The organism is Mycobacterium sp. Aquia_213, from assembly GCF_026625985.1.
In the GTDB taxonomy this organism is placed as follows: domain Bacteria; phylum Actinomycetota; class Actinomycetes; order Mycobacteriales; family Mycobacteriaceae; genus Mycobacterium.
Genome location: NZ_CP113116.1, coordinates 4,813,284 through 4,825,062, shown reverse-complemented (window position 1 = coordinate 4,825,062; position 11,779 = coordinate 4,813,284). Strand labels below are relative to the sequence as shown.

At 67.1% G+C, this 11,779-nt stretch carries 8 protein-coding genes and 1 pseudogene; 4 read left to right on the top strand and 5 right to left on the bottom strand.

From position 1 onward, the window contains the following. Positions 1–2: 2 nt before the first annotated feature. Both LMQ14_RS22330 and LMQ14_RS22325 read right to left on the bottom strand, forming a co-directional pair. Positions 3–2,684, bottom strand: a complete 2,682-nt coding sequence (locus LMQ14_RS22330) for an ATP-binding cassette domain-containing protein (protein ID WP_267731744.1) — start codon at positions 2,682–2,684, stop codon at positions 3–5. 76 nt (positions 2,685–2,760) lie between these two features. Next, positions 2,761–3,975 carry an NADH:flavin oxidoreductase gene (locus tag LMQ14_RS22325; RefSeq protein WP_267731743.1) on the bottom strand — a complete coding sequence of 405 codons (1,215 nt, stop codon included), beginning with the start codon at positions 3,973–3,975 and terminating at the stop codon, positions 2,761–2,763. Positions 3,976–4,014: 39 nt separating this feature from the next. On the opposite strand from LMQ14_RS22325, the gene LMQ14_RS22320 reads away from it, so the two are divergent. Together LMQ14_RS22320 and LMQ14_RS22315 are read left to right on the top strand one after the other, a co-directional pair. Next, positions 4,015–4,860 (top strand): bifunctional methylenetetrahydrofolate dehydrogenase/methenyltetrahydrofolate cyclohydrolase, encoded by an 846-nt coding sequence (locus LMQ14_RS22320; protein WP_267731742.1) that lies wholly within the window; start codon positions 4,015–4,017, stop codon positions 4,858–4,860. Continuing rightward, positions 4,857–5,141: a DUF3017 domain-containing protein gene (locus LMQ14_RS22315; protein ID WP_267731741.1), complete on the top strand. Its 285-nt coding sequence runs from the start codon at positions 4,857–4,859 to the stop codon at positions 5,139–5,141. Before LMQ14_RS22320 ends, LMQ14_RS22315 begins: the two co-directional genes overlap by 4 nt. Here LMQ14_RS22315 and LMQ14_RS22310 read toward each other — a convergent pair. Beyond that, complete coding sequence (locus tag LMQ14_RS22310) at positions 5,138–5,704, bottom strand: DUF732 domain-containing protein (protein WP_267731740.1); 567 nt, start codon at positions 5,702–5,704, stop codon at positions 5,138–5,140. The two genes, LMQ14_RS22315 and LMQ14_RS22310, sit on opposite strands and share 4 nt — an antisense overlap. 270 nt (positions 5,705–5,974) lie before the next feature. Here LMQ14_RS22310 and LMQ14_RS22305 point away from each other — a divergent pair, with 270 nt between their 5' ends. Beyond that, complete coding sequence (locus tag LMQ14_RS22305; protein WP_267731739.1) at positions 5,975–7,417, top strand: FAD-dependent oxidoreductase; 1,443 nt, start codon at positions 5,975–5,977, stop codon at positions 7,415–7,417. A gap of 149 nt (positions 7,418–7,566) precedes the next feature. After that, a pseudogene (locus LMQ14_RS22300) lies at positions 7,567–8,964 on the top strand (HNH endonuclease signature motif containing protein). On the opposite strand, the gene LMQ14_RS22295 reads toward LMQ14_RS22300, so the two are convergent. Both LMQ14_RS22295 and LMQ14_RS22290 read right to left on the bottom strand, forming a co-directional pair. Further along, positions 8,906–10,279 carry an MFS transporter gene (locus LMQ14_RS22295; protein ID WP_267731738.1) on the bottom strand — a complete coding sequence of 458 codons (1,374 nt, stop codon included), beginning with the start codon at positions 10,277–10,279 and terminating at the stop codon, positions 8,906–8,908. The pseudogene LMQ14_RS22300 and the gene LMQ14_RS22295 overlap by 59 nt on opposite strands. A gap of 121 nt (positions 10,280–10,400) precedes the next feature. Then, positions 10,401–11,705 (bottom strand): PPE family protein, SVP subgroup, encoded by a 1,305-nt coding sequence (locus LMQ14_RS22290; RefSeq protein ID WP_267731737.1) that lies wholly within the window; start codon positions 11,703–11,705, stop codon positions 10,401–10,403. Positions 11,706–11,779: the final 74 nt, after the last annotated feature.

Genomic DNA, 11,779 nt, shown 5'->3' with positions numbered 1-11,779 from the left:
GTTCAGCGTCGTTTCAGCCGGATCTTCCACCAGATGATCGCGCTATAGCTTATGCACAGCACTCCGAGCATTGCCATATCGAACAGCCATGCGCTCTTGGTGTGATTCCAGTGCTGGTCTTTCGGGTCGGTCGGGCCGGGGATCAGTCGGTGAGTGTCGATCGTGGACGCCGACGCCGCGAAGCCCCATCGGGCGGGCGTGACCCACGACAGCTGGTCCAGCACGGCCCGGTTGGTCACCCAGATCATGCCGCCGGAGAACACCAGCTGGCTCATGATCGACACCACCAGCATCGGCATGATCTGGTCCTGGGATTGGGCCAGCGCCGACAGCGCCATGCCGAGCAGCGCCGCACCCACGCACGTCGCGGCCACGGTGACGAACAGCTCGAAGTCGACGTTGCCCAGGATCACGGCATTGGAGATCGGTTGGCCCCACCCGATCACGGAGATGGCCGTGGCGATCGCGGCCTGAACGATCGCGAACGTCGAGAAGACAACGATTTTCGCGCCCATATACGCGGCCGTCGACAGGCCGACCGCCTGTTCTCGCTTGAAGATCGGACGTTCGCCGATCAGGTCGCGGATCGTCAGCGCGGTACCCATGAACACCGCGCCGACGTTGAGCATCACCAGAATCTGGTCGGGCTGAGCGGGATTGTTGCCGAGCGGATCGGACATGCCGTACCCGCTGTTGCCGCGCACGGTCAGCGTCAGGATGCCGATCAGGAATGGCAACAGCGCCAGGAACACCGTGTAGCCGCGGTCGGAGATGACCAGCCGGATCTGGCGGCGCGCGATCGTGGAGAACTGGCGCAGCACGTCGGCATGTACCGGTTCGCCCAAGTCGGCGGCCGGGCTGTGTTCGGCCGGTACCTGCGGCAGCTGCTGCTGGTTTTCCTCCCGGAAGCGGCGGTTGGCCTCGTCGGGGTCGGCACCCACCTTGGCGAAGATGTCGGCCCAGTTGGTGGTGCCCATCGCCGCGCCGATCTGGCTGGGCGGGCCGAGAAACGCCGTCTTGCCGCCGGGGGCAACCAGCAGCAGCTGATCGCAGACGTCGAGGTAGGACACCGAGTGGGTGACGACCAGCACCACGCGACCGGCGTCGGCCAGCTGGCGCAGCATCATCATCACCTGACGGTCCAGCGCCGGGTCCAGACCGGTGGTCGGCTCGTCGAGCAGCAGCAGCGACGGGCCGGTCAGCAGTTCCAGGGCCACCGAGGCACGCTTGCGCTGCCCGCCGGAGAGCTTGTCGACGCGGGTGTCGGCGTGCTTGGTCAGCTCGAGTTCCTCGAGCACCTGGGCCACGACCTGCTCGCGGTCGGCCTTGCTGGTGTCGGGCGGCAGCCGCAGCTCGGCCGCATATCCCAGCGCCTGGTTGACCGTCAGCTGGCGGTGCACGACGTCGTCCTGCGGGACCATCCCGATCCTGCTGCGCAGCGACGCGTACTCGGTGTGGATGTTGTGGCCCTCGAAGGTCACCGTGCCTGATGTGGGGCTGGTGTATCCGGCGATCAGCCGCGACAGCGTGGTTTTGCCGGCGCCCGACCCGCCGATGATCGCGGTCAGCGTGCCGGGGCGCGCGGTCAGCGAGATGTGGTCGAGCAGCTGCTTTTTGCCCTGTTCGACGGTGAAGCAGACCGAGTTCACCTCGAGGCCGCCGGTGCGCGTCGCCGCCTCGGTGCGCCGGACCAGGGTGTCGCGGGTGAAGACGAGGTCGACGTTTCCGATCGTGACGACGTCGCCCTCGGTCAGCACCGCCGAGCCGACGCGGACGCCGTTGACGAAGGTCCCGTTGACGCTGTGCGCGTCGCGGATCTCGGTGCCGAGCGGCGTCTGGGTCAAGAACGCGTGATGGCGCGAGGCCAGGACGTCCTGGATCACGATGTCGTTGTCGGTGGCGCGCCCGATCGTGAGCGAGCCGGACGGCTTTTGCAACGCGCCCGACCGGGACGGCAACAACGCCTGGAACATCTTGGTCGCCAGGTTCGACACCTCGGGCGGTTTGACCTCGGCGACGGGCGCCATCTGTGTCCGCGGCGACTGCATGGGTCCGACCGGCGCGGACAGCGGCGGCTGCGGCGGATAGTTGGGCGGGGCGTTGTTGGGATACGCGGGCGGTCGAGCCACCGACGTCGGATACACGGGTTGCCCCGGCGGCCCCGGACGCTGGGTCGGCGCACCGGGCTGCGGTCGCGGCGGTGGGGGCGCCGCGCTCCAAGCGGTCGCGCGCCCGGGCGGCGGTCCGGGAGGAGCGGCCAGCGGAGGGCCCGGCTGCCCCGACGCCTGTGACGAAGGCCACGCCATCCCGGCGGCCTGAGCCCCCGCCGGGATGCCCATCGACTCGGTCCGCGGCGGACGCCCGGCCATTCCTTGGTGGCGGCCGACCTCGAAGGTCAGCAGCGGGCCGTCCGGGTTTCCGATGTTGACGCTCTGACCGTCATGGATATCGACGACCGGCACTTTGCGGCCGTTGGCGAAAGTGCCGTTGAGCGAACCGTTGTCGATCGCCAGCCATCGGCCTTGGTCGAAGCGCAGCAACAGATGGGCGCGCGAAATCAGCGGATGCGTGATGCGCATATCGGCCCGGAGATCGCGCCCCACCACCACGTCGTGACCTGCCGCAAAGGTGCGTTCCGACCCTTCATACCGAACGGTCAACGTCGGCGGGGCTGGTGAATTCATCGCCACAACTCTAGCTCGTGGGCCTATTTCACCATCCGCACCAACGCGGCACGTCGGGCGTGTTATGCCCGCGCAATCACAGGTTGTCCGGCGCTCCGGTGACCACGCAGCGGGTGCGGGTGTAGATCGTGGGCATGCATCGATTGCAGTGCGTACACGCCGAATGGACGCTGTGTTGGTCGCCGTCGGCCGCAAGTCGATTGATCAGATCCGGCTCGGCCAGCAGCGCCCGGGCCATCGCGACGAACTCGAATCCCTCGGCCATCGCGAGGTCCATCGTCTCCCGGTTGGTGATGCCGCCGAGCAGGATCAGCGGCATCTTCAGTTCAGCCCGAAACAGCTTGGCGTCACGCAGCAGATAGGCCTCGCGGTAAGGGTATTCGCGCAGGAACTTCGTGCCCGTCATGCGCATGCCCCAGCTCAGCGGCGGCTTGAAGGCCCCGGCGAACTCCTTGAGCGGGGCGTCGCCGCGAAACAGATACATCGGGTTGACCAGCGAGCTGCCGGCGGTGAGTTCGATCGCGTCCAGGCCGCCGTCTTCTTCCAGCCATTTGGCGGTGATCAGCGACTCTTCGGTGTTGATGGCACCGCGCACGCCGTCGGCCATATTGAGCTTGGCGGTGACCGCGATCGGCGTTCCTTCTTTGTCCACCGCCCGTCGCACGGCCAGCACCATGCCGCGGGCGACCTTGGCCCGGTTCTCCAGCGATCCACCGAACTCGTCGTCGCGACGGTTGATCAGCGGCGACAGGAACGAACTGGCGAAATAGTTGTGGCCCAAATGAATTTCGACGGCGTCGAAGCCGGCCTCCATGGCGAACCGGGCCGCGTTGGCGTGCGCGGCGATCACGTCGTCGATGTCGTCGCGGGTTGCCTTGCGGGCGAACCGCATTCCGATCGGGTTGAAGAACCGCACCGGTGCCAGTGCCTTGGCCTTGTTGGACTTGGCATTCGCGACCGGACCGGCGTGGCCGATCTGCGCGCTGATCGCCGCGCCTTCGGCGTGGATCGCGTCGGTGAGCCGGCGCAGCCCGGGCACCGCCTCGGGGCGCATCCAGAGTCCGTTGCCCTCGGTGCGTCCGCCTTGCGAGACGGCGCAATAGGCGACGGTCGTCATGCCGACCCCGCCGGCGGCCGGCGCCCGGTGGTACTCGATCAGGTCGTCGCTCACCAGAGCGCCGGGCGTGCGTGCTTCGAACGTCGCGGACTTGATGGTCCGGTTGCGCAGCGTGATCGGTCCGAGCTTTGCTGGGCTGAATACGTCCGGAATCTGGGGCTGGTCAGATGCCATGCGAGGAGCCTAAACCTCCGGCATGGAAGACTGTGAGACGTGGGCGCAATCACTCTGGACGGCAAGGCCACCCGTGACGAGATCTTCGTCGACCTCAAGGAACGCGTTGCGGCACTGACCGCGGCGGGGCGTACGCCCGGGCTGGCCACGATCCTCGTCGGTGACGATCCGGGCTCGCAGGCCTACGTGCGCGGCAAGCACTCCGACTGCGCGAAGGTGGGCATCACCTCGATCCGTCGCGACCTGCCCGCCGACATCTCCACCGCGAAGCTGAACGAGACGATCGACGAGCTGAACGCCAACCCCGAGTGCACCGGCTACATCGTGCAGTTGCCGCTGCCCAAGCATCTCGACGAGAACGCCGCGCTGGAGCGCATCGATCCCGCCAAGGACGCCGACGGCCTGCACCCGACGAACCTGGGCCGGTTGGTGCTCAACAACCCGGCCCCGCTGCCGTGCACCCCGCGCGGCATCGTGCACCTGCTGCGCCGCTACGACGTCGAGATCGCCGGTGCGCACGTGGTGGTCATCGGCCGCGGTGTCACGGTCGGCCGGCCATTGGGTCTGCTGCTGACGCGCCGGTCGGAGAACGCGACGGTGACGTTGTGCCACACCGGAACTCGCGACCTGCCGGCGTTGACGAAACAGGCCGACATCATCGTTGCCGCCGTCGGCGTGCCACATCTGCTGACCGCCGACATGGTGCGCCCGGGCGCCGCGGTGCTCGACGTCGGCGTCAGTCGGGTGGACGACAAGCTCACCGGCGACGTGCATCCCGACGTGTGGGAGGTCGCCGGGCATGTGTCGCCGAACCCCGGCGGCATCGGCCCACTGACCCGGGCATTTCTGCTGACGAACGTGGTCGAGCTGGCCGAGCGGCAATGAGTTTGGCGAAGACCGCAGCCAAAGCCCAGTGGCCGATCCTGCTGGTCGGGCTGATCTTCGTGACGGCTTTCGCGTTGGTGGGAGCCAACTTCTGGCGTCGTGGTGCCCTGCTGATCGGTATCGCCGTCGGCGTCGCCGCGGTGTTGCGGTTGGTGCTATCGGACGATCGCGCCGGCCTTTTGGTGGTGCGCAGCAAGGGTATTGACTTCTTGACGACCGCGACCGTTGGGGCCGCGATGGTCTATATCGCCTGGACCATCGATCCGCTTGGCACGGGCTAGATCCCCGGGCCGGTAATCTGCGGCAGGTTGGGCATCGCGCCTTGCACATTCGGCATGCCGCCGGGCATGTTCGGCATCGCGCCCGGCATATTCGGGAAACCGCCGGGCATGCCAGGCATAGCGCCCGGCATGTTCGGCATACCGCCGGGCATGCCAGGCATGCCGCCGGGCATGTTGGGCATGTTGCCGTTGGCCAGGTTCGTCATTACCTGCGGGCAGTACGACTGAATTGCGATCGTGGTGAACATCTGAGCCATCCGCGGTGACATACCCTGGCGTCTGATGCTCGTCACGGCCCCGGCGAAGCTGCCGCCGGGCTGGGCCAGCATCGGGCAGACCGATTCGCCGACGGCCATCGCGTTTCCCGGCTGGCCGAAGTCGATGCCGGCGTGGTTCAACGCGTCGATGAAGTTGTCGTCGGCGTTGGCGTCCGCCTCGGCCGGCGGTGACCCAAAGGCCGCGGCGACGGCGAGCAGCCCGGCCACCGCGGTCAGCAAGCGAATGGGCAGGGGCTGATGGCGAAACGTCCAGACCCAACCATGCGCAGCAGCAACTGCTTTCATTGACAGCTTCCCCATCTGTCGCGGAGCGCTCTGAAGGCGCTCAAATCACACTACGAAGACTGATCTATGGCAGTCACATTTACGACACGGGAAGATCAAGGTTTGCACACTATGCGTTTCATGAGCGCGATGCTTCCGAGACATCGGTTATCGCGCGGAAAGTGTTACGCGCGAGCGGGGATCGAGTGCCGGCCAATCGAGGCCACACTGTGATCCGACACGTGCCGCGACGCGGGGCGGTCCAATGCGAAATGGTTGAGAATCCGGCCTATGGATCATGGCATCTCGCGCCAGACATTTCTTCGCGGTGCCGTTTCGATGTTCGCGACGGGCGCGGTGCTCGGAACCACGCGGGCTGCCGCCGACCCCGGCGCCGCCGGCGCCGGCTGGAACGGCTTGGCATCCACCATCGGTGGCAGTGTCCTGCTGCCGGCCAGCGGCGCCCAATTCGCTTCGAGCAAACAGGTATTCAACTCGTTCTACAACAACTCCAGCCCTGCGGCGGTCGTCACGGTTTCCTCGCAGGCCGACGTCCAGAAGGCGGTCGCATTCGCGACGGCGAACAAGCTCAAGATCGCACCGCGCGGCGGTGGGCATTCCTACATCGGCGCATCGAGCGCCAACGGCACGATGGTGCTTGACCTGCGCGGGCTTCCCGGCGGGGCGACGCTCGACGGCGGCAACGTCACGGTCACCCCGGCAACGAATCTGTGGGCGGTACACCAGGCCTGCGCCGGCGCCGGTCGCGGCGTCCCGACGGGAAGTTGCCCCACCGTCGGTGTGGCGGGGCTGACACTCGGCGGGGGGATCGGAGCCGATTCCCGGCATGCCGGATTGGCTTGCGACGCACTGCAGTCAGCCACGGTGGTGCTTCCCAGCGGCGACGTGGTCACCGCATCCGCCAGCGATCATCCGGACCTGTTCTGGGCACTTCGCGGCGGGGGTGGCGGCAATTTCGGGGTGACGACGTCGATGACCTTCGCGACCTTTCCGACCGGCGACACCGACATCGTCCGGCTCGAATTCGCCCCGTCGTCGGCCGTCCAGGTCCTCGTCGGCTGGCAGAACTGGCTGAACGGGGCTGACCGGAATGCTTGGGCCATGGTCGATCTCGCGGTCGGCTCGGCGCAGCCCGACTGCCATATTCTGGCGACCTGCCCGGCCGGCGGTGCGGCGGGGATGGCCGACGCGATCAAGGCCGCGGTCGGTTTGCAGCCCAGCGCGGTGACCAACAAGACGATGAACCGCATGGACCTGGTGACGTATCTGGCCGGTGGCAGTTCGACATCGGCACCGCGGGGCTTCGTGGCCGGATCCGATGTTATCCCCACGCTGAATTCCGCTGCGGCCCATGCCATTGCCACCGCGATCGGGCAATGGCCCGCCTCCGGCGGGCAAGCTTCGTTGCTGGTGGATCCGCTCGGTGGAGCGATCGCCGACGTGGGCCCGGGGGACTCGGCATTTCCGTGGCGCAAGCAGTCCGCGGTGCTGCAGTGGTACGTCGAGCCCGCCGCCAACCAGGTTGCCGCCGCAACTCAATGGCTGAGCGCTGCTCACCAAGCGGTACAACAGTTTTCGGTCGGCGGGTATGTCAACTACCTGGAGCCCAACAGCTCGGCGTCGCGCTACTTCGGCTCGAATCTGTCGCGGCTGACGTCCGTGCGGCAAAAGTTTGACCCCAACCAGATCATGTTCTCCGGCCTGAAATTCTGAGAGTTGCTTCGGATCCTCTTGGGTGTCTTTTTGCCCGCCTCTGAGCGACAATCGGTGCGTTTTAGGATTGCCGAAATAACTTGCGCCACAGCAGTTTCAGGAGTCACAAGGCGGGGTTTTTTGTCGGTGGGTGGGTTTAGTTTCGGGGTATGAGTTCCGGTGTCATCGCAGACGGTGAGGTTGCTACGGCGGTCTTCGATGCCCTGGATGAGGCGCTGGAGGCCGCGCTGGGGTTGGACACGGCGATGCTGTGCAGCCGGGAGCGGCTGGCATTGTAGCGGCGCTACGAGCGGGCGCGGCGGCGCCTGGACGCTGGTGAACATCCGCTGATCAATCAGCTGGCGCAGGAGGCCACCCCGCAGGAACTGGGGGGCAGGCTGTCGCATGCGATCGCCGATGCGACATTGATCAGCCGCGCCGAAGCCGGCCGGCGGGTGCGCGACGCTGCTGATCTGGGTGCGCGGCGCGCGCTCACGGGGGAACCGTTGGCGCCGGTGCTTTCGGCGACCGCCGCGGCGCAGCGGGCGGGGAAGCTGGGCCGAGAGCATGTGGCGGTGATTCGGCGCGTCTACCACCAATTACCGGGCTGGATCGACGTCGATACCCGCGCGCACGCCGAGGCCGACCTGGCGCGGCTGGCCACCCAGTACCGGCCCGATCAACTCGCTGGCTTCGCCGAGCACCTGGCCGATTGCCTCAACCCCGACGGTTCGTTTAGCGACGACGACCGCGCACATCGCCGCGGTGTCACGTTGGGTAAGCAGCAGGCCGACGGCATGTCCGCCTTGACCGGCTGGCTCACCCCCGAAGCCCGCGCCACCCTCGAGGCCGTACTGGCCAAACTCGCCGCCCCCGGCATGTGCAACCCGTCCGACCAAACCCCCTGCACCGACGGCACACCCAGCCAGGACGCCATCGACCACGACCCCCGCAGCGCGGCCCAACGCAACCACGACGGCCTCAACGCCGCGCTGCGCGCGCTGCTGGCCTCCGGTGAACTGGGTCAACACAATGGCTTACCGGCCTCGATCATCGTGTCCACCACCCTGGCCGAACTCGAGACCGCCGCCGGGAACGGCCTTACCGGCGGGGGCACCCGGTTGCCGATCAGCGACGTGATCCGGCTGGCCCTGGGGGCACCTCCCGCTTGCGGGGGACACGCGCACCACTACCTGGCCGTGTTCGACAACGGCAAGGCCGTGGCGCTGCAGCACACCAAACGCCTGGCCTCACCCGGACAACGAATCGTCTTGTACGCCAAAGACCGTGGCTGCTCAGCACCCGGCTGCACCGTGCCCGGCTACCTCTGCGAAGTGCACCACATCACCGACTACGCCCACTGCCACAGCACCGACATCGACAACCTCACCCTGGCCTGCGGCACCCACCACCGACTGCTCCAACCCCGCGGCTGGACCACCCGAAAACGCGCCAACGGCGACACCCAATGGATCCCCCCACCCCACCTCGACCGCGGCCAACCCCGGATCAACACCTTCCACCACCCAGAGAGACTGCTGTGCGACTCGGACGAAGCGGAGGAGTAGCCGTCAACACTTCGGAAGCCATCGCCGTCGCGACATCGCGCGGATAGGTGCGGCGGGCCAGGCACAACAGCAGGCCCGCGGCGACGATCAGCATGACCAGCATGATCAGGAAGGTATCGCCCAACGCGCTTGGCGTGCCGCCCATCGCGGTGGACACCGCGCCGAATGCGAGCGGCGCCAATCCCGTTGATATCGACACCAGGGTGCTGCGGACTGCCTCGGCCGTGCCCCACAGCCGCGAATGCACGATGTCCAGCCTTGCCGCGTTCAGCGGCGCGTTTACCCCGCCCATTGCGGTCCCGGCGAGGAACGCGAATGTCAGTGCGAGCAAAAGGTTGTCGGCGAGCAGCGTGGGAAGAATGAACACCGCCGCGGCGAGAAAAGCCGCTCCGCCCACCATGATTCGCGCGTTGATGTGACCCCGGTTCGTCAGCCAGTCGGCGATGCGTCCGGTGGTGAGCACACCGGTCAGCGCACCGACGCCGAGGACGGCGATCAGCATGGTAGCCACCGACTGGCCGATCTGAAACCGGCCGCACAGCAGCGCGACGCCGAAGGTGCTCAACCCGGTGGAGAAGAAGTAGCCGAACGAGGATGCCGCAATCAGAACGACATTGGTACGGATCGAGAGCACCCAACGTAGTTCCCGCCAGACCGAGCTGCGCCGTGAATCGGCGGTCGTGTCGCAGGGGCGGCCGCCGCGCAGCGGTTCACGAAGCAGCGTCACCACCGCGACGCTGAGGATGAACCCCACCGCGGCCAGCCAGCCGAAGCCCAGCCGCCAGCTGACGGCGCCGAGTTCGCCCGCGACCAGCAACCCGATCGCCGTACAGGTACCTTCGCCGGCGAGGACGAACCCGTACACACGGCCGCGCTCGGCAGGCCTGAAGTAATCACCGACCAGCGACGCCACCACGGGACCGGAGACCGCGATCCCGGCACCAAGGGCCACCCGGCAGGCCAGCAGCCAGCCGTAGTTCGGGCTGGCCGCGCTCAACGCCATTGCCGCCGAACACACCAGCAGCGCTATCCACAGCAGGCGAACCCGTACGGTGCGATCGGCGAGTGGTCCGGCCAGTAGCGTGGCGAGAGCACCCACGCCGGTTGACACGGTAACCAGTAGCCCAACCTGAATGTTGTTGATGTGCAATGACTGCGTGAGCGGAACAACCAGTGCTCCCACGGTGCCGGCGTCGGCGCTTTGCAGCCCAACCACCAAAGCGAGCAGCACGATTGGCTTCCACCGCTGGCGATCCGCAGCTTTCGCGGCCGGATACTCCTGTACCGCGGAGGCGTACTCTGCGGCCGTCGGCACGAGCCCAAGATACCCTGCGCGACAGCATCTTTAGCTGCGAGAACGGAGCGATTCGCCCCGCTAGCGCAACGTTAAGATTCAATTCCCTTGCTGGATATCGCGGGTCGACGGTGCATTCACATCACAGGCCGAGCAGGCGGTTTCGCTGCTCGTTGAATTGCTCATTGGTCAACAGGCCTTCGTCGCGCAATCGGGCGAAATCACGAATTTCGGCCGCAATTCCCGTCACCACGGTGCGCGGCTCGCCGTCGGCGACCGCGTCTTCATCCCCGACCCTGCGCGCCGCGGCGCTGGCCGGCTGCAGCCCGACCGGGTCTTTGCCGCGTTGCTCACGGCCTTTCGCGCCGAAACCCTCGCGGATTGCACGTCCGGCCGTGCCGGCCAGGGCCATCTCCCCGAACGAACCTTCCAAACTGGGCGCCATCGCCTGCGCTGCGTTGCCGGCCGGCGCGGCCGGTAAGGCCAGGGCGATCGGGCGCACCGCCGGTGTCGACGCGGCCCAGGTGGGCGGCACTGACAGCGAGCCGACCGTGTTCGCCTGGCCTAACCCCGCGGCCACCCTCGTCGACACAAAGTTCGTGCCGGCCCCCGGCGCCGACGGTGGAGAGGTTTCCGACACGGCCGCCGACGGGACCCCCGTGGCGTCCCACCCGGAAACGATGTCATCGGTGTGTAAACCGGTCTGGGCGCCGACGAGGTCGATCGGCAGCGATATCGCGCCCAGCGGAGCCAGCGGGGCGTCGACTCCGTAGGCAATGGCGTCGGCGCCGAGATCGAGGGCGTCACGCGGCGACGACACACCGAGTGCATTCGTCACGCCGCTCACCGCGTCTGACACCGAGGAAGCCGGGTCGGAGACACTCGAGACCGTGCTCTGCGTAATCCCGGCCGCCCCACCCTGATTGGTGTTCTGCTGTGGTGCGGTGAACGGCGTGAGCTGTGTGGCCGCCGCCGTGGAGCCCGAGTAGCCGCACATCGCGGTGGCATCCTGGGCCCACATCTCGCCGTACTCGGCTTCGGTGGCCGCGATCGCTGGGGTGTTCTGCCCCAACACATTTGTGGCAATCAACGACGCCAGCAGGCTACGGTTGGCCGCAACCACCGGAGGCGGGACCGTCGCGGCGAAGGCTTCCTCGTAGGCGGCGGCCGCCGCCGTGGCCTGGGTGGCGGTCTGCTCGGCTTGCGCGGCGGTACGGCTCAGCCACGTCACATATGAGGATGCGGCGGCTGCCATCGACGCCGATGAGGGTCCCAGCCACGGACCCGCGGTGAGCCCGGAAACCACCGATTCGTAGGAGTTCGCCGTCGAATGCAGTTCTGCCGCAAGCATTTCCCAGGCCTCCGCGGCGGCGAGCATCGGTCCCGAACCCGGCCCGGCGTAGATGCGGCCGGAATTGACTTCAGGCGGAAGTGTCGCGAATTCCATTACTCGTCACGCCTGGGCACGTTTTCGGTCGGAAGCCGATCCTTCATGGTCGGCGGAATGCATGTGCAGGCCGG

What these genes read in the sequence shown, in the direction of transcription:
- LMQ14_RS22310 (WP_267731740.1), bottom strand. Translation starts at nt 5,704, where the DNA reads ATGAAAGCAGTTGCTGCTGCGCATGGTTGGGTCTGGACGTTTCGCCAT.
- LMQ14_RS22330 (WP_267731744.1), bottom strand. Translation starts at nt 2,684, where the DNA reads ATGAATTCACCAGCCCCGCCGACGTTGACCGTTCGGTATGAAGGGTCG.
- LMQ14_RS22290 (WP_267731737.1), bottom strand. Translation starts at nt 11,705, where the DNA reads ATGGAATTCGCGACACTTCCGCCTGAAGTCAATTCCGGCCGCATCTAC.
- LMQ14_RS22325 (WP_267731743.1), bottom strand. Translation starts at nt 3,975, where the DNA reads ATGGCATCTGACCAGCCCCAGATTCCGGACGTATTCAGCCCAGCAAAG.
- LMQ14_RS22305 (WP_267731739.1), top strand. Translation starts at nt 5,975, where the DNA reads ATGGATCATGGCATCTCGCGCCAGACATTTCTTCGCGGTGCCGTTTCG.
- LMQ14_RS22315 (WP_267731741.1), top strand. Translation starts at nt 4,857, where the DNA reads ATGAGTTTGGCGAAGACCGCAGCCAAAGCCCAGTGGCCGATCCTGCTG.